25 protein-coding genes are annotated in these 26,918 nt (G+C 47.9%); 24 read left to right on the top strand and 1 reads right to left on the bottom strand.

Translation table 11 applies throughout. The annotated features are described in order from the left end of the window. Positions 1 to 16 precede the first annotated feature (16 nt). The 5 genes from purR (at position 17) to NKT06_RS00210 (ending at position 4,119) form a co-directional block, all read left to right on the top strand. On the top strand, positions 17 to 844 hold the full coding sequence (gene purR / locus NKT06_RS00190) for a pur operon repressor (RefSeq protein ID WP_017691373.1): 828 nt from the start codon (positions 17 to 19) through the stop codon (positions 842 to 844). 188 nt (positions 845 to 1,032) lie between these two features. Beyond that, positions 1,033 to 1,317, top strand: a complete 285-nt coding sequence (gene spoVG, locus NKT06_RS00195; protein ID WP_017691372.1) for a septation regulator SpoVG — start codon at positions 1,033 to 1,035, stop codon at positions 1,315 to 1,317. An 83-nt stretch (positions 1,318 to 1,400) separates the two neighbouring features. Next, a complete protein-coding gene (locus NKT06_RS00200) occupies positions 1,401 to 1,595 on the top strand; it encodes a hypothetical protein (RefSeq protein ID WP_124118801.1) in 195 nt (64 codons plus the stop codon). A gap of 77 nt (positions 1,596 to 1,672) precedes the next feature. Further along, on the top strand, positions 1,673 to 3,064 hold the full coding sequence (gene glmU, locus NKT06_RS00205; RefSeq protein ID WP_445252664.1) for a bifunctional UDP-N-acetylglucosamine diphosphorylase/glucosamine-1-phosphate N-acetyltransferase GlmU: 1,392 nt from the start codon (positions 1,673 to 1,675) through the stop codon (positions 3,062 to 3,064). 101 nt (positions 3,065 to 3,165) lie between these two features. Further along, a complete protein-coding gene (locus tag NKT06_RS00210; protein WP_017691370.1) occupies positions 3,166 to 4,119 on the top strand; it encodes a ribose-phosphate diphosphokinase in 954 nt (317 codons plus the stop codon). Positions 4,120 to 4,313: 194 nt separating this feature from the next. On the opposite strand, the gene NKT06_RS00215 is transcribed toward NKT06_RS00210, so the two are convergent. Continuing rightward, positions 4,314 to 4,514: a hypothetical protein gene (locus NKT06_RS00215; protein WP_024633712.1), complete on the bottom strand. Its 201-nt coding sequence runs from the start codon at positions 4,512 to 4,514 to the stop codon at positions 4,314 to 4,316. 140 nt (positions 4,515 to 4,654) lie between these two features. Between NKT06_RS00215 and pth the strand changes: the two genes are divergently transcribed. From pth to ftsH, 19 genes are all read left to right on the top strand, one after another. After that, positions 4,655 to 5,215 (top strand): aminoacyl-tRNA hydrolase, encoded by a 561-nt coding sequence (gene pth, locus NKT06_RS00220; RefSeq protein ID WP_253428882.1) that lies wholly within the window; start codon positions 4,655 to 4,657, stop codon positions 5,213 to 5,215. A gap of 97 nt (positions 5,216 to 5,312) precedes the next feature. Further along, positions 5,313 to 5,543, top strand: a complete 231-nt coding sequence (gene fin / locus NKT06_RS00225) for an anti-sigma-F factor Fin (protein WP_253428884.1) — start codon at positions 5,313 to 5,315, stop codon at positions 5,541 to 5,543. A gap of 272 nt (positions 5,544 to 5,815) precedes the next feature. Beyond that, positions 5,816 to 9,343 carry a transcription-repair coupling factor gene (gene mfd, locus NKT06_RS00230; protein WP_253428886.1) on the top strand — a complete coding sequence of 1,176 codons (3,528 nt, stop codon included), beginning with the start codon at positions 5,816 to 5,818 and terminating at the stop codon, positions 9,341 to 9,343. Continuing rightward, entirely contained in the window at positions 9,327 to 10,487 is a 1,161-nt protein-coding gene (locus NKT06_RS00235) for a peptidylprolyl isomerase (protein ID WP_253428888.1), read from the top strand. Before mfd ends, NKT06_RS00235 begins: the two co-directional genes overlap by 17 nt. 331 nt (positions 10,488 to 10,818) lie before the next feature. Next, entirely contained in the window at positions 10,819 to 11,361 is a 543-nt protein-coding gene (spoVT, locus tag NKT06_RS00240; RefSeq protein WP_036606123.1) for a stage V sporulation protein T, read from the top strand. Positions 11,362 to 11,525: 164 nt separating this feature from the next. Then, positions 11,526 to 13,283: a putative polysaccharide biosynthesis protein gene (locus NKT06_RS00245; RefSeq protein ID WP_253428890.1), complete on the top strand. Its 1,758-nt coding sequence runs from the start codon at positions 11,526 to 11,528 to the stop codon at positions 13,281 to 13,283. Positions 13,284 to 13,431: 148 nt separating this feature from the next. After that, a complete protein-coding gene (gene yabN / locus NKT06_RS00250; protein ID WP_253428892.1) occupies positions 13,432 to 14,925 on the top strand; it encodes a bifunctional methyltransferase/pyrophosphohydrolase YabN in 1,494 nt (497 codons plus the stop codon). Positions 14,926 to 15,232: 307 nt separating this feature from the next. Then, positions 15,233 to 15,505, top strand: a complete 273-nt coding sequence (locus NKT06_RS00255; protein ID WP_017691362.1) for an HU family DNA-binding protein — start codon at positions 15,233 to 15,235, stop codon at positions 15,503 to 15,505. Beyond that, positions 15,505 to 15,783, top strand: a complete 279-nt coding sequence (locus NKT06_RS00260) for an RNA-binding S4 domain-containing protein (protein ID WP_124118808.1) — start codon at positions 15,505 to 15,507, stop codon at positions 15,781 to 15,783. Before NKT06_RS00255 ends, NKT06_RS00260 begins: the two co-directional genes overlap by 1 nt. A 172-nt stretch (positions 15,784 to 15,955) precedes the next feature. After that, entirely contained in the window at positions 15,956 to 16,240 is a 285-nt protein-coding gene (gene yabP, locus NKT06_RS00265; RefSeq protein WP_253428894.1) for a sporulation protein YabP, read from the top strand. Beyond that, positions 16,237 to 16,806: a spore cortex biosynthesis protein YabQ gene (gene yabQ, locus NKT06_RS00270; RefSeq protein WP_253428896.1), complete on the top strand. Its 570-nt coding sequence runs from the start codon at positions 16,237 to 16,239 to the stop codon at positions 16,804 to 16,806. Before yabP ends, yabQ begins: the two co-directional genes overlap by 4 nt. 11 nt (positions 16,807 to 16,817) lie before the next feature. Further along, positions 16,818 to 17,153 (top strand): FtsB family cell division protein, encoded by a 336-nt coding sequence (locus NKT06_RS00275; protein WP_076254642.1) that lies wholly within the window; start codon positions 16,818 to 16,820, stop codon positions 17,151 to 17,153. A gap of 198 nt (positions 17,154 to 17,351) precedes the next feature. Continuing rightward, positions 17,352 to 17,882 carry a S1 domain-containing RNA-binding protein gene (locus NKT06_RS00280; RefSeq protein WP_017691357.1) on the top strand — a complete coding sequence of 177 codons (531 nt, stop codon included), beginning with the start codon at positions 17,352 to 17,354 and terminating at the stop codon, positions 17,880 to 17,882. 487 nt (positions 17,883 to 18,369) lie between these two features. Further along, positions 18,370 to 20,877 carry a stage II sporulation protein E gene (gene spoIIE, locus NKT06_RS00285; RefSeq protein ID WP_253428897.1) on the top strand — a complete coding sequence of 836 codons (2,508 nt, stop codon included), beginning with the start codon at positions 18,370 to 18,372 and terminating at the stop codon, positions 20,875 to 20,877. Between the two features lie 85 nt (positions 20,878 to 20,962). After that, entirely contained in the window at positions 20,963 to 21,715 is a 753-nt protein-coding gene (locus NKT06_RS00290; RefSeq protein WP_253428899.1) for a VWA domain-containing protein, read from the top strand. Then, positions 21,699 to 22,646 (top strand): serine/threonine protein kinase, encoded by a 948-nt coding sequence (locus NKT06_RS00295; protein ID WP_253428901.1) that lies wholly within the window; start codon positions 21,699 to 21,701, stop codon positions 22,644 to 22,646. Before NKT06_RS00290 ends, NKT06_RS00295 begins: the two co-directional genes overlap by 17 nt. Positions 22,647 to 22,690: 44 nt before the next feature. Next, positions 22,691 to 24,130: a tRNA lysidine(34) synthetase TilS gene (gene tilS, locus NKT06_RS00300; RefSeq protein WP_253428904.1), complete on the top strand. Its 1,440-nt coding sequence runs from the start codon at positions 22,691 to 22,693 to the stop codon at positions 24,128 to 24,130. Between the two features lie 52 nt (positions 24,131 to 24,182). Next, positions 24,183 to 24,722, top strand: a complete 540-nt coding sequence (hpt, locus tag NKT06_RS00305; RefSeq protein WP_253428906.1) for a hypoxanthine phosphoribosyltransferase — start codon at positions 24,183 to 24,185, stop codon at positions 24,720 to 24,722. A gap of 100 nt (positions 24,723 to 24,822) precedes the next feature. After that, positions 24,823 to 26,868 (top strand): ATP-dependent zinc metalloprotease FtsH, encoded by a 2,046-nt coding sequence (gene ftsH, locus NKT06_RS00310; RefSeq protein ID WP_253428908.1) that lies wholly within the window; start codon positions 24,823 to 24,825, stop codon positions 26,866 to 26,868. The last annotated feature ends 50 nt before the right edge of the window (positions 26,869 to 26,918 follow it).

The following is a 26,918-nucleotide window of genomic DNA, read 5'->3' on the forward strand; positions in this document are numbered from 1 at the left end:
GTGAGGATGGATCTCTGTGAAGAAGTTAAAACGAAGCGCAAGGCTGGTTGAAATGACGCAATATTTATTGTCCAGACCGCATACGGTTATTCCGTTGACCACATTTGCCGAACGTTATGGTGCCGCAAAGTCTTCAATTAGTGAAGATTTGGCGATTATCAAGGAAGTGTTCGAAGAAGGTGGGTCAGGAGAACTGCATACACTGGCTGGAGCAGCCGGGGGAGTAAGATGGATTCCGAAGGTATCCCGAGAACTGGCACTGGCATTTGCGGAACGGCTCTCGACCCAGCTCGCGCAACCTGATCGGATCTTGCCTGGAGAATACCTGTACATGTCCGACTTGCTTGGTCAGCCCGCATTGATGAATGAAGCCGGCAAGATCTTTGCAACGGCCTTTGGCAATATGAATATTGATGTGGTTATGACGGTAGAAACCAAAGGAATTCCACTGGCTTATGCGACTGGAGCCCAGCTCAACCTGCCTGTCGTGCTCGTACGCAGGGACCATCAGGCTACAGAAGGATCGGCCGTAAGTATCAATTATGTATCCGGGTCCCATAAAAGTCTGCATACCATGTCCTTGTCTCGTAGGGCGATGCGTGAGCATTCCAGAGTACTTATTGTGGATGATTTCATGAAGGCTGGGGGTACGGTGCAGGGAATGATCGATCTTTTGGCCGAGTTTAATGCTACAGTTGCCGGGGTAGGGGTACTGGTGGAATCTGGTTCTGTAGATTCAGAAGAACGGCTGTTAACCGATTACGTATCTCTGGCGAAGCTGACAGCGGTTGATGCCAAGAGCAGACAGATTTCCGTCAAGCCTGGCAACTATTTTGACCTGTAGAAAGATGACGAAAGTTATGTCGTTAAAGGGTCTTTTCCATCGACCTGGCACTAACGTTGTCGAATTGTGTATTAAATAAAAAAATTCCTGAAATTAGGAAATTTTTATGGTTATAAAAAGAAGGAGTTCGTATATGCCGTGTGGAATTATACACCAAGTTCTGATGGAAAAAGGTGGTGAACACACACATGCAAATTACGGATGTCAGACTCCGCCGTGTTAACTCGGAGGGGAGAATGAAGGCTATCGCATCCATTACCATCGATAACGAATTCGTCGTTCATGACATTCGTGTCATTGATGGTAACAACGGAATGTTTGTTGCTATGCCGAGCAAGCGTACTCCTGATGGAGAGTTCCGTGATATCGCCCACCCGATCTCTTCCGGTACGCGTGAGAAGATTCAGGCAGCAGTTTTGACTGAATATGATCGTGCAGCAACTGAGGAAGAAGTCATTGAAGAAGGTGCCTGAGAACATTATTGGGGTTCGAAGGAAAAGAGAGCCATGTCTTATGGCTCTCTTTTCTTTTTGACCGGAATAAGATATATTCAGTATTGAGTTTATTAGCAGAGAACAAAAAGCGCATCGTGCGCTTGGTGGCAGGGCGGCATCTTAGGAATCATTGGGATTCGGTTAAGCTCGCAGGTACACGGCGTATACATATAGGTCACGATTCGTTGGTGTCCGCGTTGTTACGTGTGATTACAGAGACAGCAGGCGATGAACAGGACCGGCTTGAAGCCGGCTGAACGATACTCATTGGATATAGATAAGCAATTCATTTCAATGGGTTTTTCAGAACAGGAGGTCGTTAATTTTGAAACGAATGGCAATCGTTCTTGCCGCAGGGCAAGGCAAACGAATGAAATCAAAATTGTACAAAGTACTGCATCCCGTATGCGGTAAACCTATGGTTGGACATGTGCTGGATGCAGCACTCAGCGCAGGCGTTGAACGCAGTGTGGTTGTCGTCGGCCATGGTGCCGAAGCGGTGCAGTCATTTTTAGGTTCCAAGGCGGAGTATGCACTCCAGGCGGAACAGCTGGGCACAGGTCATGCAGTACAGCAAGTTAAATCCTTGCTTGGCGGCGAAGCAGGATCCACAATTGTGGTCTGTGGAGATACACCGCTCGTGACTCGTGAGACATTGGAAGGTCTGATGAATCACAATGAGAGTCGCGGGGCGGCAGCGACAGTACTTACGGCTCAGTTGGACAATCCCAAAGGTTACGGCCGAGTAATACGTGGAGAAGATGGTTCTGTACAGCGGATCGTAGAACAGAAGGATTGCAACGAACAGGAAGATGCTGTGAATGAGATTAACACAGGCACATACTGTTTCGATAATGCAAAATTGTTCGCTGCGCTGGATAAAGTAACGAACCAGAACGCTCAGGGAGAATATTATCTCACAGACGTAATCGGCATTTTGCGTAATGATGGAGATGTGGTTGAGGCTTACATGTCGGATGACATCGCGGAATCCATCGGGGTTAACGATCGATTGGCACTTTCGCAAGCAGAAGCCTTCATGCGTGAACGTCTCGCTGTACGTCATATGTTGAACGGTGTAACAATCATTGATCCGTCATCGACATATATCGGAGCGGATGTTACGATTGGAGCAGATACAGTATTGTATCCGGGGACAATTCTCAAAGGCACAACTTCGATCGGTGAAGCATGTCATATTGGTCCTCAGGCAGATGTGGAAGACAGCGTTATTCAGGACGGAGTTACAATTAAACACTCGGTGTTGTCCAATGCCGAAGTGGGTTCTGATGCAACGGTTGGTCCATTTGCTAATTTGCGTCCAGGGACTAAATTGGGTCGCAACGTAAAAATTGGTGACTTTGTTGAAGTGAAAAATGCTACAATTGACGAAGGTTCCAAAGTATCTCATCTCAGCTATATTGGGGATGCCAAAGTAGGGAAAAACGTAAATGTTGGATGCGGGGCAATAACTGTCAATTATGATGGTTATAATAAGGCTGTGACGACGATTGAAGATGATGCTTTTGTAGGCAGCAACGTCAATCTGATTGCACCGATTACGGTAGGAAAAGGCGCTTATGTGGTTGCTGGCTCTACCGTTACCCATTCCGTTCCCGAGAATGATCTGGCCATTGCTCGTCCACGTCAGGAGAATAAACCTGGTTATGCGGAGAAGATTCGCGGACGTGCCAAAGCCAAGAAACAAAATGCCAAACCCCAATAAGGGGTTTTGATAACAAGATTGCCTCCCGAAGATCCGGGAGGTGCCGACATGTCGCAGACGCTTATAGATTCCAATGAACCAGCACGGAGGGTTTTTATTTTATGACTTATTTTGATTCGAAATTAAAAATATTTACTTGCAATTCTAACCCCAAGCTTGCCCATCAAATTGCTGATTATATCGGGATCCCTATGGGTGAATCCCACACAACCAGCTTTAGTGATGGCGAGATTCAAGTGAAACTCTCCGAGAGTGTTCGGGGCTGTCACGTTTACATCGTGCAGTCCACTTGCTTGCCGGTTAATGATAACCTGATGGAAATGCTCGTGATGATTGATGCACTCAAACGGGCATCTGCCAAGACGATTAACGTTGTTATACCTTACTACGGCTATGCAAGACAGGATCGCAAGGCACGTTCGCGTGACCCGATTACAGCGAAACTGGTTGCTAACTTGATTGAAAAAGCAGGTGCAACGCGTGTCATCGCGATGGACTTGCATGCAATGCAGATTCAGGGATTCTTCGACATTCCGGTTGACCATTTGCTCGGCGTGCCGATTCTGGCTCAATATTTCCGGTCGAAACAGATCGAAAATCCGGTTGTTGTGTCGCCTGACCACGGCGGCGTAGTGCGTGCACGTAAACTGGCTGATTTCCTGAATGCACCCCTGGCGATTATCGATAAACGTCGTCCTGAGCCAAATGTGAGCGAAGTGATGAACATTATCGGTAACATTGAGGGCAAAACAGCCATTCTGATCGATGACATTATTGACACGGCGGGAACGATTGTACTGGGAGCGAATGCTCTGATGGAAGGCGGCGTAAAAGAAGTATACGCGTGCTGTACTCACCCGGTATTGTCTGGACCAGCGATGGAACGTTTGGAGAATGCACCATTGAAGGAAGTCATCGTAACGGATACCATTCCAATTACGCATGCTAATCCGACTAGCAAACTCAAAGTGTTGTCTGTAGCGCCTTTGCTCGGAGAAGCGATTATCCGGGTTCATGAGGAATTGTCAATCAGCAAGCTGTTTGAAATTGAATAAGGATGTCTGCATAAAGTAGTAGAGGGGTTACGTTTTCCGGTTCAATGGAAAATGTAACCCCTGTCGGCGTGCCGTTTTATTAAAAGTGAAACAGACCCTGGTCAGTCCATATAAGTTGAACTACTCATTTACACCAGAAGATGTTTCTGCACGCGCAGTGATCCAGTGTAAAATGGTTCGTTCATCTTATATGGTTAATACCCGGGGCGGGAGATAAATCGGAAACGCCGCCGATGAAAAAGTGTATCGGCAATTTCGACAAATTGATTATCAAAACGGGTGATGAGTCCAATCTCAATATGGGTGTCGCGGTCGTATACCTGTACAGGTACGTGATATTCGAGATGATAGATAAAATCGCTATGTTGAGTCAGTTGTCCGTTGTCTTCGCGCAAAACCCGCTCACCTTCCTGGGTTGATAAAATATTAACTGTGAATACTACAGTAAATCGGAACTTTACTTTCCTGATATTATATGAAATATAACATTCGAAGTCTATGCCTCACCTCAGGCTAATCCGAAGGAGGGAACAAGATGAAGTGGATTGTCGGACTTGGAAATCCAGGCTCGAACTATGCCAAAACTCGTCATAATATCGGTTTTATGGCACTCGATCGGTTGGCTGATCGTCATAGTATCTCCATTACACAGAGTAAATGTAAGGCGCTGATTGGAGAAGGTCATATTGGCGGTGTGAAAACAGTGCTGATTAAACCTATGACTTATATGAACTTATCTGGCGAATCAGTTCGAGCGTATATGGATTTTTATAAAGTTAGTCTTGAAGATCTGATTGTTGTGTACGACGACATGGATACTGAGATTGGCAAAGTCAGATTGCGTTACCAAGGCAGTGCAGGCGGGCATAATGGGATCAAGTCCATCATTCAGCACACCGGTACACAGCAGTTTAACCGGGTACGCATGGGAATATCCCGTCCTGAGCCAGGACATGCCATTGTCGATTATGTACTGTCGACATTCATGAAGAAAGAAAAGGAAGCCCTTGATCAGACCATTGAGCAAACATGTGATGCCCTGGAGCATAGCTTGACTCATACGTTTGAACAAACAATGGCGAAGTTTAACGGATAATGTTGTAAAACAACTTGGTAAAATGATCAAAAAGACGGGTTCGATTCAGCCATACTGGACATACTGGACGTATAAACCATGTTCAGGAGGCATAAACATGTCAGTGAATTACGTATGTAGGCATTGCCGTACCTTTATCGGACGAATCGATTCTGCCCGGATAACGGAAGCAGAGCTCGGCTTTCATTTCTTGACCCCCGACGAGCGGAGGGATATAATAGCGTATAATTCCGGTGGTGACATTACCGTTCGGATTACATGTGATTATTGTAAGGAAGCCCTGGAGCACAATCCGGAGCTCAGCCTGCTCGCGAGTCCGCTTCAATAGACATCGCTGTAGCAGGATCGAATGACAGTTGAGGGCGGTTGCGTAATAACGCTCCACCTTTTATAGCCTTGGCAGCCTGCTGAGGCTTCTTTTCAGTTGGCATGAAAGCCACTGCTATATCCAAATCAGGTCCCGCCACATCAACAGATGTGGCAATGTTGCGAGTAATCCTTTATGATGAAACAGGAGAAAAAGGAATTTGTATCCATTTTAATAGTGATGCTACGCGTATGCGTGAGATAATCAAGTAAGTTATAAGAGAGGTGCCCCTTTTGTTACAAGCACTTATACAGGCTTTTTCCAAAGATCCGGACTTCGGGTCCATTACAGCCGGAATCAAGTCCGGCATGAAGGAACAATTGGTTTCGGGTCTATCCGGCTCGGCGCGTCAGATTATGCTGGCAGCTCTGCATCAGGAAATGAACCGACCATTGCTCGTAGTAACGCACAATATGTTTTCAGCTCAAAAAATTGCAGAAGATTTACAGGAAGCGCTTTCACCCGATCAGGTGTTGATCTATCCTGCCAACGAACTTGTCGCTGCTGAAGCCGCTGTTTCCAGCCCGGAAACATTGGGTCAGCGTATTGATGTGTTGGTCCGCTGCGCCCAGGGATTCAGGGGCGTTGTTGTGATTCCTTTTTCCGGGGTAAGACGTTATGTTCCGCTTCCGGAAGTGATGGCCAATGCTCGAATTTTAATTAAACAGGGCAACACACTCCAACTGGACTCCTTCCTGCTTGAGATGGTTAAGCTCGGATATGAGCGTGTAGAGCGCGTAGAATCTCGTGGTGAGATGAGTGTTCGCGGAGGTATTATCGACTTCTATCCGGTTACTTCATCGATCGCATATCGAGTGGAGTTATTTGATGACGAAATCGATTCCATTCGGACATTTGACCCAGCCGATCAGCGTTCAATTGAACGAATTGAAGAGATTACGGTTTTGCCATGCAAGGAGTTAATTGCAGATCGTGAACGAATGGAACAGGCTGCCGATGCGGCTGCTCTTTTGCTCGAACAACAGCTGGAGAAAATGACGGACCGGCAGGCGAAGCTGCGTCTTCGTGAAGAAATTCATCGGGAGATTGAGCTTTTGCGGGAGCACGTGTATTTCTCTGAAATGTATAAATATATCTCTCCGCTCTATCCGGAGAATAAAACGATTTACGACTATATGCCAGAAGATACCCTGCTGGTCCTTGATGAGCCTGCCAGATTATCGGAGACATCGAAACAGCTGGACCGTGATGAATCGGAGTGGAACCTGCATTTGATGCAAAACGGAAAAACACTTCCGGATCTTCCATTATCCGCAGACGGTGATGAACTCTTGTATGAGCGTCCATTCCAGACGCTGTTTATGTCGATCTTTTTGCGCCAAGTTCCACACACCCAACCACAGAACATTCTGAACTTCATCAGTCGTGGCATGCAGGATTTCCATGGACAGATGAACGTACTGAAGGCAGAGATGGAGCGCTGGCAGAAGGCCGGAGTTCAAGTGCTCATGCTGGCGAACGGTGAGGAGCGACTTGAGCGGATGCGCCGGGTACTGATGGACTATGATATTCCAGAGCCAGAGATGATGATCGGTAACTTGCAAACGGGATTTGAAATGCCGTCCATTCATTTGGCTGTTGTCACCGAGGGCGAGATGTTCTCGCAAAAACAGCGTAAAGTACGCAAACCGATTCGAAATGTAGATAATGCTGAACGGATCAAATCCTATAGTGAGCTAAAAGTGGGCGACTATGTCGTTCACCAGAACCACGGGATTGGTAAGTACCTTGGGATCGGCACCCTCGAGGTTGGCGGCATTCATAAGGACTACATGCATATTCTCTATGCAGGTGGAGACAAACTGTCTGTACCTATTGAGCAGATCGATCTGATTCAGAAGTATGTGGGTTCCGAAGAAAAAGAACCGAAAATATATAAGCTGGGCGGCAATGAGTGGACACGGGTTAAAAATAAAGTCCGCACATCCGTACAGGATATTGCTGATGATCTGATCAAGTTGTATGCAGAGCGTCAGACCTCCAAAGGGTTTGGATTCGACAAGGATTCTGCGGAGCAGCAGGAGTTTGAGGACATGTTCCCTTACGATGAGACACGTGATCAGGTGCGTGCGATCGAAGAAATCAAGAAGGACATGGAACAAAACCGTCCAATGGACCGTTTATTGTGTGGGGATGTAGGTTACGGCAAAACCGAGGTGGCTATTCGGGCTGCATTTAAAGCAGCGATTGAAGGCAAACAGGTGGCTGTACTGGTTCCGACAACCATTTTGGCACAGCAGCATTTTGAGACGTTCCGTGAGCGGTTCTCCGGTTATCCGTTCAACATCCATGTGCTTAGCCGGTTCCGCTCCCGTAAAGAGCAGAATGAAACAGCCAAAGGCATCAAGGCAGGCACAGTAGATATTGTCATCGGGACGCATCGATTGCTGTCGCAGGATCTGGTGTTCAAGGACCTGGGACTGCTCATTGTTGATGAAGAACAGCGCTTCGGAGTAACCCATAAGGAGAAACTGAAGAAGCTGAAAACCAATGTGGACGTGCTTACGCTGACGGCAACGCCGATTCCGCGTACGCTTCATATGTCGATGTTGGGTGTTCGTGATCTGTCCGTTATTGAGACTCCGCCAGAGAATCGTTTCCCGGTACAGACCTATGTGGTTGAACACAGCCAGGCGCTTGTTCGCGAAGCCATTGAACGTGAGCTTGCTCGTGGTGGGCAAGTGTATTACCTCTACAACCGTGTTCAGGGAATTCAGGAGATGGCTGCCGAAATTTCTGAACTTGTGCCTGAAGCCAAGGTTGGTGTGGGACATGGTCAGATGTCGGAAACCGAGCTGGAGAAGACGATTCTGGACTTCCTGGATGGTGAATATGACGTGCTTGTGAGCACAAGTATCATTGAGACCGGGGTAGATATTCCCAACGTAAATACACTGATCGTACATGATGCGGATAAAATGGGGCTCTCCCAGCTGTATCAGCTGCGCGGACGTGTGGGTCGTTCCAACCGTATTGCGTATGCCTATTTTACGTACCAACGGGATAAAGTGCTTACTGAAGTTGCTGAGAAGCGTCTGCAATCAATCAAAGAATTTACCGAACTGGGTTCAGGATTCAAAATTGCCATGCGTGACTTGTCGATCCGTGGTGCAGGAAATCTGCTGGGAGCAGAGCAGCATGGCTTCATCGCTTCCGTCGGGTTTGATCTGTATTCCCAGATGCTTGCGGAGGAGATCAACAAACGCAAAGTTACGATGCTTGGCGAAGAGCCGGTACCTTCCGACCAGTGGAACACAACGCTGGATCTCAGTATCGATGCCTACTTGCCGTCCGACTATATTTATGACAGTATTCAGAAGATTGAGATCTACAAAAAAGTGGCGGTCATTGCATCCTTCGACGATGCGATGGAGTTGGAAGACGAATTGGTTGACCGGTTCGGTGATCTTCCGGAAGCTGTCATTAACTTGCTGGCTGTTGCGCGGATGAAAGTATACGGCAAAATTTACGGTATTGAGTCCATTTCCCAACGTGGTGAGGACATTACCGTGAAGTTTTATGAAGGGCGTGAACATGCCTTTGAACTCTCGAAAATCGCGCACATTGGAAATCAGTTCGAAAGACGTGTACAATTTGAACAAGGACCCCATATGCTGATTCACGCTAAAGGCAAGGGGCTTGGGGATAAGCAACTAATGGAGCTGGTAGAGAAAATTCTGGAGTCCATGAAGACGGCTTTTAAATCAAAGGGGGAACTAAAAGATGTTACCAAAGTATAAAAAAGTAGGAAAAGTACTGTCTGTGAGCATGGTCGCAGTACTATCCCTATCACTGCTTGCTGCATGTGGCAAGAAGGAAGAAGCAAAAACACCGGAATCGACAGATACGAGTGCTGTAGTCGCTACGTATGATGGTGGTACCATTACAGCCAATGAATTCGACATGGAGCAACGTGTCATGAAATTCCTCTATCCGGAGTATGCACAAATGATGGATATGGATGATTTCAAAGAGTATCTGGTAAAACAGGAAGTTGCTTATGAATATCTGAGTGGCAAAGCAAGTGAAGAAGCCAAAACAGCGGGTTCCAAAGCGGCAACTGAGCAATTCGATAAAATGAAAGCATCTGTTCAGGCGGATCAATGGACAGAAATGCTCAAAGCTCAGAACCTGACAGACGATAACATTAAAAACTACATGACTCGGATTATGACAGTTATTAAAGACAAAGAAACAGGCGTTACGGAAGATGCAGTCAAGGCTGAGTTTGAGAAAAACAAAGATCAGTTCACTACGGCTTCCGTTCGTCACGTGCTGATTAACTTCACAGATCCAAAAACGCAAAAAGAGCGTAAAAAAGAAGATGCACTGAAAATCGCAAAAGAAGTAAAAACGAAATTGGATGGCGGAGCTGATTTTGCTAAAATTGCAAAAGAATATTCCGAAGATCCAGGTTCTGCTGAAAAAGGTGGATTGTACGAAGAAACACCTGTAGGCAGCTGGGTAGAGGCATTCAAGGAAGCTGCAAAAACATTGCCACTGAACAAAATCAGTGATCCGGTTGAGACGGAGTATGGTTACCACATCATGAAAGTGGAAGCTCGTACTGAAGCGGACTTCACCAAATTGACAGCTGAGCAAAAAGAAAGTCTGAAGAGCCAATTGGCAGCTGCTGAGATTGATACGTTCATGCAAAATGAATTGGACAAAATCGTAAAAGAAGTCAAACTGCCAAAAACAGAAAAAGCTGAAGAAGGCACGACTGAAGGTACAACTGAGGGTACAACGGGTACAGGAACTGAAGGAGAGAAAACAACCGAACCAAAAACGGATGACTCCAAAGGTACGGATACCAAGACTGACCAAGGTACGACTGGAACAGACAAAGATGCAACTACAGATGAAGGTACAAGCAGTAAGTAAGTTAGTAAATCATGCTGTGTTAGCATACGTTCAGGGTTAAATCCGCCCGAATGAATGCCTTGTACTACGTAATTATGGACAACCATACAGAGAAGCAAGGGGAGGACTTAGGACCTCCTTCTTGCTTCTTCTTGTATATATTCAAGCTGTATGGGTACATGGTCGCCTTCTTCAAAAGTTACACAACTATATTCTCCGAAGCATGTATAAGGAAATGGGAACAGATGAATACTATGGTCAAGATATCACACTAAACGTTCTGGGACTTTCCTCTACCCATTAAGGAACAGTAGTTGAAAAATCTTCTCGAGAAAGTGGGGCAACATGTGAAATGAAAGCTACTGGTATTGTCCGCCGTATAGATGACCTTGGTCGTGTGGTCATTCCAAAAGAAATCCGCCGTACGTTACGTATTCGTGAAGGTGATCCGCTGGAAATTTTCGTGGATCGTGATGGAGAAGTTATCCTTAAAAAATATTCGCCAATTGGCGAACTTGGTGATTTTGCCAAAGAATATGCAGAATCCCTGTATGAGAGTACGGGTCATGTAACGATGATTTCCGACCGGGATACCATCATCACGGTGGCAGGAGGCTCCAAGAAAGAGTATTTGGACAAGCAGGTAGGTCAACTGTTAGAGGGCTGTATGGAAAACAGAAAGACCATTTTGGAAACAAACAACGGTTCTTATGAGCTTAGCAAAGATCATGACGAGACGTTATCATCATTTGTTATTGCGCCGATTATTTCAGGTGGTGACCCCATCGGAACGGTTATCCTGTTCAATAAGGATGAATCGGTGAAGATGTCTCAGATGGAAGTGAAGATGTCCGAGACAGCTGCTGGTTTCCTTGGCAAGCAAATGGAGCAATAGATAGCAAATCAACTCCTGGTGCCCTGATTCGGGCATACGGGAGTTTTTGCGTTTTAAGGGAAAGGAGTTGATCCAGACGGGTGTCATGGTACAGAGTTAGTCTGTATGCCCTCAGGCAGGTATAATAACAAGGTATGCTTAAAAGGATTACGCAGGAGGGACTTATGAAACAGCCGTCTACAGGCTCAAGGCTGCTACAGGGTGCATTTGTTCTTGGGCTTGCCGCCATTATCTCCAAAATCATTGGTGCTTTTCAAAAAATTCCGTTGCAGAATCTGGGGGGAGACGGTGTTTTTGGCATTTACAATACGGTGTATCCGTTATATATGCTCATTGTTACGCTTGCTGCTGCTGGGCTGCCTCTGGCCGTATCCAAATTCGTAGCAGAGCAGAATACACTTGGAAGACCGGACGAGAGCAGAAGGATTATTCGGTTATCCTCAATGCTGCTTGGAGGAATTGGACTTATTATGGCGCTCTTGATGTATGCAGGTGCGCCGCTGATCGCTGACATGATTGGCAACCGTCATGTGGTTCCATCAATTCGTGCTGCTTCATGGGCTTTGTTGTTTGTTCCGGTGATGACAGGGCTGCGTGGGTATTTTCAGGGATTACAGCAGATGGTGCCAACAGCGGTATCCCAAGTGGTGGAGCAGACGATACGTGTCACCGTCATGATTGTTCTGCTTCTATGGTTGATGAGACGGGACGCTTCGCTTGAGACGATTGCCGCTGGTGCCATGATGGGCTCCGTTGCCGGCGGAATGGTTGGGCTGCTTACCATGTTAGGGTACATGGTCCGTCATCGGCGAAAAGGCAAGGAAGAGCGAACCGGGCAATTGGATTCGGAATGGAGCAGTAGAGGCGGGGAGGTTGGATCAGAACGTCAGGAGCATCAAGAGCATCAAGAGCATAGACCGGCTACGCCACAGAGGAAAATGGTGAGTGCTGTTAGCCCCGCTCTGGCAGAACGATCACGATCCAATGGTGAGTGGATCAAGACGCTGCTCATGTACGCCATTCCCGTCTGTCTCGGGTCGCTGGCTGTACCGCTGATGAATCTGGTAGATACCTTCACCGTGCCCCGATTGCTGCGGGGAGAAGGACTGGATGAGCTCCAGTCGATGGTTTCCTTCGGCATCTACAACCGTGGATTGCCACTGGTTCAACTGGTGACGATGCTGGCTACGTCACTGTCTGTGCTGTTTATTCCGGCGATGGCGGAAGCCCGGTTAAAGGGCGGGCCAGAAGCCGTCCGGCAGCAAGCAGGCCTCGCGCTGCGCTGGTTCTGGTTGATCGGCCTGGCGGCATCCGCGGGTCTCGCGGTGCTGGCGGAGCCGATTAACCGCATGCTGTACGGAGATGCCGCAGGCACCGAAGCACTGCGGTACATGGCACTGACGGCTGCGGGCAGCACCGTCAGCATTATTGCGGCGGCGCTGCTGCAAGGCCTCGGCGCCGTGCGCGCACCCGCGTTCAGCATGCTGGCCGCCGCAGGCGTCAAGGCGCTGCTGAACGTTATGCTTGTGCCGGCGCTGGGCATCAGCGGCGCGGCTCTGGCAGGCGCAGTCGCCTACATGCTGGCGGCTGGCCTGAATGTGGCGCTGCTGGCGCGACTTGTCGCCCTGCGCCCTGCCCCTGGCGCCGTCCTGGCGAAGCCGGCGCTGGTGATCGCCGCCATGAGTCTGGCGGCGGTAGGCACGGCCTGGGCCGCCGAAGCGGTACTCGGCGGCATGGGTATCGCGGCCGACAGCAGGCTGGCCGCGATGGGCGTGAGCCTGCTGGGCATTGCCGCAGGCTCGGCCGTGTTCTTGCTGGCGGCGGCCCGGACAGGGCTGCTGACCGCTGCAGAGCTGGCGGCAGTACCCAAGTTGGGGCCTCGCCTCGCCAAGCTGCTGCGCAGACTGCGTGTGCTGCGTTAGCTTCATGCTCATAGTGCTTCTGCATCTGCACACCCAATATGCAATTATAGGATATCGAATGATTCTGTTATAATACGTGTAATTAGTCCTGTTCAGGCACGCTGAATGAGTGAGCCTGACCAGGATAGTCCGGATGGAGGTTTACGTAATGAGTGCAGCTTTAACCATAGTGGGTCTTGGATCAGGAGATGCAGACCAACTGACCGTAGGTATTATCAAAAAAATGAAACATGCAGCTACACTGTATGTACGTACCATGGATCATCCCGTATTGAATGATCTGAAGCAAGAGGGACTGGAGATGACCTCATTTGATGCCATCTATGAGGCAAAGTCCTCCTTCCCCGAGGTGTATGATGAGATTGCGAACCAACTGATCGAGGCTGCTCGCAAGGGTGAGGCTGGAACGGAGATTGTGTATGCCGTACCCGGTCATCCCATGGTGGCAGAAGCAAGTGTGCGACTGCTCAAAGAACGCTGCCCGCAAATGGGCATCTCACTACGTGTAATGGGTGGGGAAAGCTTTTTGGACGAAGCCTTTATCCGACTTGGATTCGATCCAATTGAAGGCTTTCAACTCCTGGATGCCAGCAGCCTGAATACAGAACTGGTACAACCACAGCTACATACGTTGATCGGACAAGTCTACGATGTGTTCACTGCTTCGGACGTGAAGCTGTGCCTGATGGAAGTTTACCCGGATGATTATCCCGTATTTGTCGGTCATGCACTGGGTGTACAGGGCCAGGAGATCATTCACAAAATTCCGCTACACGAACTGGATCGGATCGAAGGGTACGGCAATCTGTCACTGATCTATGTACCGAAGAACACCGATGATGCCCTGCGTCGCCGATCCTTCGCACGTTTGCATGAGATCGTGAATATTCTTCGCAGCCCGGGTGGCTGTCCATGGGATCAGGAGCAGACGCATCAGTCCATTCGCAAAAACCTGATTGAAGAGACGTATGAAGTCATTGAGACAATCGATGAGGATGACCCTGACCATATGAAAGAAGAGCTGGGTGATCTGTTGCTGCAGATTTTATTGCATTCCCAGATGGAAGAAGAAGTGGGCACATTTAATGTGTATGATGTCATCGAAGGGTTGAATGATAAGCTGATCTTCCGCCATCCACATGTTTTTGGCGATAATCAGGCAGCAGATGCGAATGAAGCTCTTCAGAACTGGGAACAGATGAAGGCAGAGGAGAAGAAGCGTAAGGGCCAGGATCAGCAGAAGGTTTCCGTGCTGGATGGTATACCGCGTGACTTGCCTGCATTGATGAAGGGATACAAGTTACAGAAGAAAGCAGCCAAAGTTGGCTTTGACTGGGATGATGTTGAAGGTGTGTTTGCCAAGATCGAGGAAGAACTGGCGGAGTTGAAAGAAGCAGTGCAACAAGGCCAGTCTGCGGAAGAACGGAAGCTGGAACTGGGGGATTTATTATTCGCAGCCGCGAACGTTGCAAGATTCATCGATACGGACCCGGAAGAGGCACTTGCTGCGACGAACCGCAAATTCATTGGGCGTTTCCAGTACATTGAGGAGCGTCTTCGTGAACAGGGAAGAACACCAGCAGATAGCAATGTAGAAGAGATGGAGCAGTTCTGGCAGGATGCGAAGAAGGCAGGATTATAACCGGTTCAATTTTCTGGAAAATACCGATTAGCCTTATTCCATCATACTATGCAGTGTGTTATGATATACGAACATGTGTTCATCTGAATTAATTGGGGTTGGTGTTTAGCGACAGATGGTTTCGGGTACTGGTCTTAGACTGTTGCCTGCGGACCATCGACAAAAAGCTAAAAAAAGTCGCGGACCAAGGCAGGATTTCAGATGCCAAGCCAGAATACATGTGTAGTGACCTAACGCGAATCAGCGGCAATCAATGTATTGTCATGGATCGCAGATACTTTTTTTTCAATTTGGGAGGCTTTTAAAAATGAACAAAACAGATCTGATTAACAACATTTCAACCAAAAGTGGTTTGACTAAAAAAGACGTTGAGTCCGTATTGAACGGCTTTTTGGGAGAAATTACAGATGCACTTGCCAGCGGAGACAAAGTACAATTGATCGGCTTTGGCACTTTTGAGACCCGCAAACGTTCCGGTCGTACCGGACGTAACCCACAAACAGGGAATGAAATCGTGATTCCTGAGTCCACTGTTCCTGCATTCAAAGCAGGCAACAAACTTAAAGAAGCCGTAAAATAATGCGTCTTGATAAATTCCTGAAGGTCTCCCGGCTAATCAAACGCCGCACTGTGGCCAAGGACGTCTCTGAACAGGGACGTGTTCTGGTGAACGGACGTGAAGCGAAGCCCAGCGCCAATGTCAAAGTAGGCGATGAGTTGACGGTTCAGTTCGGTCAGAAACTGGTCACCGTGAAGGTGGAACGAATTGCCGAGAGTACCAAGAAGGATGAGGCGAGCAGCCTCTACACCTTGGTGAAGGAAGAGCCGATCGCCAAGGATAACGGGATGAACTGGTAACAGTACATCTGGTATTGAATATTCATTCAATGCAAGTTGAATCGAAACGTCCTCCTGTAACAAGGGAGGGCGTTTTTGTTTTTACTGGATGCCGGGTTATTTGTTCAACAACGCTGGTTCTAATCCAACCTCCACATCCATAAGCTAGGTGTAAGAAGGAGGGGTACATGCCATGGTTGAGCACGGTAAGGCCAAACAGCATCATCTGAGCATGCAGAATCGGAAACTGCTGGATCTGACGGGTGTCACCAACGTGGAGAGCTTCGACAGTGAGGAATTTTTGCTGCAGACTGAACTTGGGCATCTGACCATCCGGGGGCACAATTTACATATCAAAAACCTGAGCCTGGAGGAAGGCCTCTTATCCATTGAAGGCACTGTCAGTTCTCTGCAATATCTGGACCCCGGTTCCCAGAACAAGAATAGTAAAGGCCTGTTCGGCAAGATGTTCCGATGAGTCCGGATACTCAATGGATCACATTGATGTGGATGCTTACTTCGGGGGTCGTGATGGGAATGGCCTACGACAGTTACCGGGTACTGTCCGGACAGCTGCGGTTTCCGAGATGGAGTATTCACACGCTCGATCTGTTGTACTGGGTTGCTTCCGCGCTGTTCGTTTTTCGGATGCTATACGCCGGAAACCACGGACAGTTGCGGTTTTATGTCTTTTTGGGGCTGATTATAGGGGTTTGCTTCTATTTTTGGCTTTTAAGTGTTACAACCCAGCGTTTTGTGGTAATGTTAATTAAACTCGCAAGAACGCTGATTCATTGGTGTGGACATATCCTTAACATCCTGATCGTTATGCCGGTTAAAGGAATTTATAAGTTCATTCGCGTATTATTCGGTTTTGTAATTGCGATACTATTATTCCTGGGCAGGCTGGTACTGCAATTTTTGGTACCTTTCGGCAAGTTGTTCCGCTGGATGTTTAGGCCGCTCCTGAAATATTGGGTAACGCCACGCTTCATGATCCGTGTGGGTACAAGAATTGCAGCGATATGGAAACGCTGGTTTTAAGGAGGTCCGTAATGGGTAAAACACCTGTGGGCAGATCAAAGGCTCCAACTAACCAAGGAAAATCTGCCGGTGCAAAAAGGCGCCTCATGCTTTGGATGACGTTTATGATTGTATTTGTAATATGGGCAGGATATACATTCCTTGTGCAGAATGCACAAATTTCGGACAAGAGTTCTCATCTGGCCACTCAGCAAGCTTCAAAGGAAGATACGTTGAAGAAGCTGGAACAGTTGAAGTACGAAGTCAGCCGGTTGAATGACCCTGAATACATAGGACAGCTGGCGCGGAAAAAGGGATATTATCTTCCTGAGGAAACGCCGATCCAGGTTGAAGAGTCAGGGAACTGATGGAATTCGGTCCATTACCGAGCTAGGTTTGTTATCCGTGTGTCTGAAGCCGTTAAACCGGAAAAAATAGGCTCTCTGATGGGGTAGTGTTCAGTTGACCTTGGTTTACGGCATAAGGTATAATTACATTAGCGCAGCATTGATTTTGGCATTCAAAAAATCGGGTTGTATATTTTTAAGGGAGGATCATTTTATTCTATGGCAATTGAAGTGGGCACCAAGTTAGAGGGCAAGGTGACAGGAATCACGCATTTTGGAGCATTTGTGGATCTGTCAGGAGGTGTCACGGGTCTCGTTCACATCTCGGAAATCGCCGACAATTACGTCAAAGATGTCAACGACCACCTGAAGCTGAATGACCTCGTTACAGTGAAGGTTATCAACGTTGACAAGGATGGCAAGATCGGACTTTCCATTAAGCAAGCTGTTGACAAACCGGTTGAGCAACAAACACAATCCAGACCCCCGAGAGCTCCTAGACCGGAACGCAGTGGAGGAGATCGCGAACGATTCAGCGGCGGAGGCCCAAGTGGTGGCCAAGGTCGTGGTGGCGGCGGCGGTGGATTTAACCGTGGTGACCGCGGAGGCCGTTCTTTCAAGCCCGCAGCAGGCAAACCTTCATTTGAGGATAAAATGTCACGCTTCCTGAAAGATAGTGAAGAGCGGATCTCTTCGCTTAAGAAGAACACAGAAGGCAAACGTGGAGGCCGCGGAGCCAAGCGTGTGTAATCTGTCACAACCTGATCTAAACATATAAGAGAAACCGTTAGCCCCTGGGCTAACGGTTTTTTTGCATTTCTTTCACAGATGACTTTTCACAGATAAGTGGTGGAATAGCTTTTTTTGTAAAGTGAATCTCCATATCCCCAGTTTTTCTGCACGACAAAATGGAACCATAAGAACATTTGTCGTCTACCATTTTTTACCGACAGGTTTCCGTGGCATTCCACAGCTATCCTGCTCAAATGATGGCGAGACCAAAGCATCGTCGGTTCAAAATCAGACATCGCCTTTGTCGGAATCAAGTAAGGAAAGGACAGAAACCTCAATAAGGCCGGGGGGTTTGCTCCACCGCGCCAGACTCATTTCTTTTGTCGTAAACTTTTTGGACCCTGCCCACCTATTCTGACAAACTACGTCTTCTAATCTATCTATAATCAGAACCATCGAGAACGAAACACGAAAATTCAAATTAATCGAATGGGGTGCCTTGAGGATGATGGAAAAGTGGAATGTCATTCAATTTCCGGGAATGAAAGCAGGTAAAGGTGGTACGGAAGCTCGGGAGGAGCTGTCTGTACGTCTGAAACATTGGCTTGGCTCCCGCAAGGCTGTCCAAATGGTAGCTTCCCGTAAATGGGTACTGCTGCTTACGTTTATGGGATTTCTGCTCGGAAAGGCGATGATCCTAAATGAGTTATCTCCTTTTGCCATTGCGTACTTCGCCGTAATTGCTTTCATGCGCAGGGATTACATCATTCCGGTAGGCGCCGCTCTACTCGCAGGTAGTCTGTTTGCACCGTTTCCCGTACCACTTATTGTTGCATCGGAGATCGCCATCTTTTATCTGCTCTTCCGGGGTCTGGAGTCATATGATCGTGCTGAATTATCTTATGCGCCGACGATGGTGTTTACCACTACATTTATGGTCAAATTATTCGCGGTCGTGATCGGGCCATCCTTCAGCTGGTACGCCATGCTGATGCTCACGATGGATTCCATATTAAGCTTTGTGCTCACCCTTGTTTTCATACAAGCCATACCGATCTTCACCTACCGCAAAAAAAAGTTCAGCCTAAAGAACGAGGAGATCCTCTGCCTGATTATATTGCTTGCTTCCGTTATGACGGGAGCCGTAGGGTGGACTATTCAGTCCTTATCTGTCGAGCATATGCTCTCCCGTTATCTCATATTAATCTTTGCGCTGGTGGGCGGAGCCCCCCTCGGAGCCTCAGTTGGGGTCATTACCGGCTTGATTCTGAGTCTGGCTGACATGTCAGCGGTGTATCAGATGAGCCTGCTTGCTTTTGCCGGGATGCTGGCAGGGATGCTTCGAGAGGGCAAACGTGCGGCAGTGGCACTGGGCATGCTGCTGGGTTCGTCCATTCTATCCATATACTTGGGTGGTCCAGGTGATGTGATGAATTCATTATGGGAGACATGTGCGGCTATCGTTCTGTTTATGTTGACACCTAAGAGCCTGATGACAGCGATATCCAAATATGTACCAGGTACGCAGGACCATACAAAATCCCAGCATGAGTATGCCAAACGGATAAGGGATATCACGGCAGAACGGGTAACTCGCTTCTCGCAGGTATTCCGTCAATTGTCACGCAGCTTTGATCAGATGTCCGGTGCGGGCGAGCCAGTACAGAAAGAAGGTGGAATGGATCATTTCATGAATGCGGTTGCCGAAGGCACATGTGCAAGCTGCTTCAAGCGTACACAATGTTGGGATGCCAAGTTTATTCAGACCTACAAATACATGACCGATGTGATGAGTACCATTGAAGGGAACCCGGAGATTTCAGGCAAGCAGATTCCAGTGGAATGGAACAGGGTATGTGCGAAGCCGGAAGAGGTACTTGAAGTCATGCGTGCCCAGTACGGGTTGCATCAACATAACATGCAGTGGAAACGCCAGATTATTGATAGCCGGCAGCTGGTTGCAGAGCAATTGTCCGGTGTATCTCAGGTCATGGAGGACCTGGCCAAAGAAATTCAGCGGGAAAGTGAGGAGATGGTACAACAGGAGGAACAGATTCGGGATGCACTGGAGTCACTGGGCCTGTCCATTCACTCTATTGAGATAATCAATCTGGAAGCGGGCAATGTGGAAATTGAGATCGTACATGCATATACACGGGGATTCGATGAGTGCCGGAAAATGATCGCTCCGCTGATCTCGGATGTACTGGACGAACATATCGCCGTCTTGCATGAGACGATGACCGACCCTCGCCAGGGACTGGCGACAGTTACGTTTGGTTCAGCCAAAACGTTCGAGGTAACCACCGGTGTTGCTGCTGCTGCCAAAGGGGGAGATGTGATGTCAGGCGACAGCTTTAGCACGGTTGAGTTAGGAAACGGTACATTCGCGGTCGCGCTCAGTGATGGAATGGGTAATGGAGAACGGGCACGCATGGAGAGCAGCGCGGCGTTGAACATACTGGAGCAGTTGTTACAGTCCGGCATGGACGAGAAACTGGCGATCAAATCCGTGAACTCCGTTCTGATGCTGCGCTCCCCTGAAGAGATGTATGCCACAGTCGATATGGCGCTGATTGATGAATATACGGCAGAGACAACGTTTATGAAAATCGGATCGACGCCAAGCTTTATCAAACGTGGACAGGAGGTTATTCAAGTTTCAGCCAGCAATTTGCCAATCGGTATTATTAAAGATATTGAAGTGGATTTGGTGACGGTACAGCTACAACCAGGTGATATCCTCATTATGATGACGGATGGCATCTATGATGCACCGGGGTATGCTGTGAACAAAGAGTTATGGATGAAACGGCTCATTCAAGAGATTGATACCGATGATCCACAAGATTTGGCCGATTGCCTGCTTGAAAGTGTCATAAGATATCAGCAGCATGAAATTTTGGATGATATGACCGTCGTTGTTGGAAAAGTAGAGCATTTCCGTCCTGAATGGGCCACACTGCGTGTGCCTGGCATCAACCGGATGGAACGACCACGGACCGTCAGCTAATTGCATATTCTTCTGTTTGAAGTCTCTTCATTCTGGCAATGCTAGTCATAGAGTTGGAGAGTAACGAATAACGGAGGGATATCGGATGAAGCAAATCTTATTGATCACCGACGGTTGTTCCAATGTTGGACCAAGTCCGGTGCTGGCAGCGGGCGAAGCACAGGAAGAGGGGATTACGGTTAATGTGGTTGGCGTGATTGATTATGGAACCATTGGTGAGCTGGGTAGCCGGGAAATTGAGGATATTGCCAGAGCCGGAGGTGGAATCAGCCAAATTGTAGGTACACGGCAGCTTGCTCATACCATGCAGATGATGACAAGGAAAACGGTGGTTCAGACGATTCAGCAGGCGGTTAATAGAGAGTTAACACAAATTTTGGGAGAGAAGGAGCCCAAAACCGTAACCGATCTGGAACCTGCACAACGCGCCCGGGTCGTGGAAGTGATGGATGACATGGCTGAAACTACAGCCTTACAGGTGATATTGCTAATAGACGTCAGTGCCAGCATGAAGCCCAAACTGGCTGCGGTAGAAGAAGGCATTCGCGATTTAATGTTGAGTTTGCAGGCGCGTGTAGGTCAGAGCAAGCTTTCCGTATTTCATTTCCCGGGACGACACAGTGGAGAAGATGCGGTAATGGATATTGACTGGACAACGGATCCAGGCCGTGTTCGGTCCCTGTTTGGAAGGTTGCAGATGAAGGGTGCAACACCGACAGGTCCTGCAATTCAGAAGGTGATTGATTTTTACCGTTATGGTACACTGGAGAAACAGCAGGAAATAGAAGGGAACTATCGCATTGAAAGAGAAGGGATGCTCGGTGACAACGTTGTCTGACGCCTCTTTCCCGCCAGGAACAGTGGTTACAGGGAAATGGAATCGCAGTCGTTACACGATTCGGAAGCTACTGGGCAAAGGAGCCAATGGCATCGTTTTTCTTGTCCAACGGGGTGAAAATGGCAAACACTACGCGCTAAAAATGGGGTTTGATCCGGTAGATCTGCAATCGGAAGTCAATGTGCTCAAATCTTTTCAACTACAGCGTAATCATGAAGCCCTTCGGCAGAGCGGCATTCCTTCCTATCTTAAAGATGTGGATGATTATGCCGTTCGTGGCCGGGATATTCCCTTTTATGTGATGCGTTACGTTAGAGGTGAGGCTCTTCATCACTTCATTCGGCGTCAGGGGACAGACTGGACACTTCTGGTTGGACTTAGGCTCTTGCAGAAGCTGGCACAATTGCATCAGGCGGGATGGGTGTTTGGTGATCTTAAACCTCAGAATGTGCTGGTATCCGATTATGGGCAGGTGGAATTGATCGACTACGGCGGAGTTACGTCTATTGGTCGAAGCGTTAAGCAGTTCACCGAATGGTATGATCGGGGCTTCTGGAATGCAGGCAGCCGTACAGCAGATGGTACCTATGATGTGTTTGCATTTGCATTATTGTTGATTCATGTACTTGAAGCAGACGCGCTCAAGGCACTGGCAGCAGAAGGATTACCGCAACTGCGAAGTGTGAATCAGCTCGTAGCGCTGGTGGAGCGCAGTGAACGACTGGGTCCTTTTCGCAATTGGACGATTCAGGCACTACGAGGTCAGTTTCGTGATGCAGGTCATGCGGCACAAGCGTGGAAGGAAATGATGGCTCGTCCCACGCCACTTCGCCGTCGTTCCAAAAGTACAACACCGCGCTGGCTTAAGAACGCATTCGCTGTATCTGTGATTTTACTTATTGGAGTGCTCATCTATGCACTACGTTTCTGATCTGTGAGAGTGCATATACATAACGCAAGGAATGAGGAACAGGTATGGAGGCTTTACGCTGGAACATGCTGGTGAAGAACGTGCTGGATGCAGCGGAAGAGCATCAGTTATGGGTTCCCGGGGATCGGATTATCGTCGCAGTGTCGGGCGGGCCGGACTCGGTGGCTTTTTTGCATATCATGCACGAGATCAGCAAGCGGCATGTCCCGCTTGAATTGATCTGTGCGCATGTGCATCATGGTTTCCGTCCCGAATCTGATGATGAAGCGGAGAAAATGATGGAACTGGCACAGCAGCTTGGCATTGCATTTGAATGGACCAAGGCCGATGTTCCTTCATATATGGAGCTGACGGGTCAAGGACCACAGGAAGCGGCCCGCAACAAGCGGTATGCTTTTCTACATGAAGTAGCTACCAAATATAATGCCGCAAGCATCGCTTTGGCACATCATGCGGATGATCAGGCGGAGACAGTCATGCTTCATTTGCTTCGTGGAACCGGCTTGTCGGGACTCTCAGGAATGAAGTTTAAAAGGCGAGAAAAAAATGTGGAACTTATTCGTCCATGCCTTCGTATAAACAAGACAGACCTTGTAGAAGCTTGTAATACCCAGGGTTTTATGTATTTCAATGATGAAAGCAACGCCTTGCGTAAATATCGGCGTAATGCCATTCGCTTGGATGTGCTTCCTTTTTTGGGGCAGTATAATGGACAACTCACGCCGTCATTGAATCGGCTTGCCGAAATTGTGGGTGATGAAGACGATTTCATGGAGCAGAGTGCATATGACACATACAGGTGTCTAGTGCAGGTGAACGGCGGAAGGCAAACCTTTGAGGTGCCTTCCTTCTTGAAGTTACATGTCGCTTTACAACGAAGGTTGATTAAACTAATATTGAATTATCTGCCTTTGGACAGTGATTTTGTCGACTTTACCCGTATAGAAACCATTCGACGCAAGGTCATGGAGACCCATGTGACGACCTGGAGCCTGGATATAGGACAGACACTCGCCTGCACTCGGGAGTATAATCTGATTTCTTTTGGCATACGGACGGACGTACAGGATCAATCTTACGAGTATCGTCTTGCGCAATGGAGTGGAACTTATGAGCTTTCACTCACCCCAATTAATCGATATATTCGGTTGATGACGGTGAGTCCCGAGGACTATCATGTACCGGAATCGGCGGATCAAGCCGCGTTTGATGCGGATCAACTGCTTATGCCGCTGGTTGTGCGTTCACGGTTACCTGGAGATACCATGAAAGTAATGGGATTAAACGGAAGCAAAAAGGTGAAAAATATTTTCATCGATGAGAAAATCCCCCCATCTGTCCGTCCACGTATTCCTGTGGTATGTGATGGAGCAGGTCATATCATCTGGTTACCGGGTGTTCGACGGTCCAGTGTGGCTCCTGTCAGGGAGGGCACTTCCGCAATCCTGTACATGACTGTAGGCGATTCAGCGATTCAGGGGTAGTGGTTATGGTTCAGGTAAGGCTTTCATAGTATAACTTAGGAGGTTCGCACAGTTGCAGAACGACATTCAGGAAGTATTGATCAGTGAAGAAGAAATTCAGAGTAAAGTCAAGGAATTAGGCGCAACACTAAGTGCCGAATATGCAGACCGCAATCCTTTGGTCATTTGTGTGCTCAAGGGTGCGTTTATATTTATGGCTGATTTGGTTAAAAACATAACGGTACCTGTTGAAATGGATTTTATGGCGGTATCCAGTTACGGCGCTTCCACCAAGTCATCAGGTGTTGTCAAAATCATTAAGGATCTGGATGTAGCCGTTGAAGGACGGGAAGTTCTGATTGTCGAAGATATTATCGACAGCGGACTTACACTCAGCTATCTGATTGAACTGTTAGAAAACCGTGGTGCCGAGTCGGTGCGTGTGGTTACGCTGTTCGACAAGCCTTCAGGCCGTAAAGTTGAGTTGGAAGCTCATTACACAGGCTTTGACATTCCTGACGCGTTCATCGTTGGTTACGGTTTGGATTTTGCGGAGAAGTACCGGAACCTGCCCTATATCGGGATTTTGAAGCCGGAAGTCTATAGTAGCTAATATCCTGCCCGACCCAAGCCTTGAGCTGTTCATGGCTTCTGTTGAGAAGCCATGTCGGGCTATGTTAAAATAATTAAAGTGTCTCGAGAGGAGGTAGGGGATGAATCGGTTCATCCGGAATTCTGGTTTTTATTTGATTCTTTTTTTAGTTGTGGTGGGGATAGTCCAGTTCGTCAGCAATGGCGGCGAAGCCACCGATAATCCTAGATATGATCAGTTGCGTGCAGCGATCAAAGCCAACAATGTCTCTGAATTGACGGTTCAATTCAACGGTCAAACGTATCTCGTGACCGGTCAATACAAGAAGGCACCTGATGGCGCCAAATCAGAAAATTTCTCAACGTATATTCCTCCTACGGATGAGGCAATTAGTGAGCTTGTAGCTGCAAGTGAAACTAACAATTTCCAATATCATCAGGAGCCAATGAAAGGTGACAGCATCTGGTTGACGTTGCTGACTTCCTTTATTCCTTTGATCATTATGTTCCTGCTGTTCTTCTTCCTGTTTAATCAGGCTCAAGGCGGCGGCGGTAAAGTAATGAACTTTGGTAAAAGCCGTGCTCGTCTCTATAACGAAGAGAAGAAGCGGGTTACATTTGAAGATGTTGCGGGTGCTGACGAAGAGAAACAGGAACTTGTTGAGGTTGTAGACTTCCTCAAGGACCCTCGTAAATTCGCAGCAGTAGGTGCACGGATTCCTAAGGGCGTATTGCTCGTAGGTCCTCCAGGTACAGGTAAAACGTTGCTCGCTCGTGCCGTAGCCGGTGAAGCGGGTGTACCATTCTTTAGTATTTCAGGTTCCGACTTCGTTGAAATGTTTGTCGGTGTCGGTGCATCACGTGTACGTGATTTGTTTGAAAATGCGAAGAAAAATGCGCCATGTATCATCTTTATCGATGAGATTGATGCTGTAGGACGTCAGCGTGGTGCTGGTCTTGGTGGTGGTCACGATGAGCGTGAGCAAACACTCAACCAGTTGCTCGTTGAAATGGACGGTTTCGGAGCTAACGAAGGTATTATCATCGTAGCTGCAACGAACCGTGCAGATATTTTGGACCCTGCCTTGCTGCGTCCAGGACGTTTTGACCGTCAAATTACGGTTGACCGCCCTGATGTAAGAGGTCGTGAAGCTGTCCTGAAAGTACATTCCCGTAATAAACCACTGACTAAAGATGTGAAGATGGATATTATCGCGAAGCGTACAACAGGTTTCTCTGGTGCAGATTTGGAGAATCTCTTGAACGAAGCGGCATTGCTAGCAGCACGTCGTAATCGTAAAGATATTTCCATGAAAGAAGTTGACGAAGCGATTGACCGTGTCATCGTTGGTACGGAGAAGAAAAGCCGTGTCATCAGTGATCGTGAGAAACGAATCGTTGCTTATCACGAAGCAGGCCATACCATTGTAGGATACTTCCTGGAACATGCTGATATGGTACATAAAGTGACCATTATCCCGCGTGGACGTGCGGGTGGATATGTAATCATGTTGCCAAAAGAAGACCGTATGCTGGTTACCAAGCAGGAACTGTTGGATAAAGTAACCGGACTTCTCGGAGGTCGTGTAGCTGAAGAATTGTTCATCGGAGAGATTGGTACTGGTGCATACAGTGACTTCCAGCAAGCGACAGGTATTGTTCGCAGCATGGTTATGGAATACGGTATGAGTGAGAAATTGGGACCTATGCAATTCGGAAGTTCACAAGGCCAGGTATTCCTTGGTCGGGATATCGGTCATGAACAGAATTACTCGGATTCCATTGCGTATGAGATTGATCAGGAAATGCAACGCTTTATCAATGAATGTTATGAGAAATGTAAGGACTTGCTTGTTAAACATTCAAAAGAGATGCATCTGATCGCTCAAACTTTGCTTGAGGTAGAGACTTTGGAAATGGATCAGATCAAGCAATTGATCGAAACTGGTTCCTTAACTCCAAAAGCAGAGAACGACAATGATGGTGAAGGCACACCAACTGAAGGCGGAGAGCCAATCATCGACAACATCGGTGATGTGCGTGTCCGTATTCAAGGTAAAGATGAAACGCCTGAGCCACCAGCCGGAGATATTCCAAACGAAGCTCCGAATCTGGAAAAAGGTAATAACAATAACCCGGATGATGGCGGAACGAAGCCAACGTCTTAATGCATAATACATCTGGCTAGGACAGCAGGTGAAATCAGGAGAGCCCTCGG

Source organism: Paenibacillus sp. 1781tsa1, assembly GCF_024159265.1.
GTDB lineage: Bacteria > Bacillota > Bacilli > Paenibacillales > Paenibacillaceae > Paenibacillus.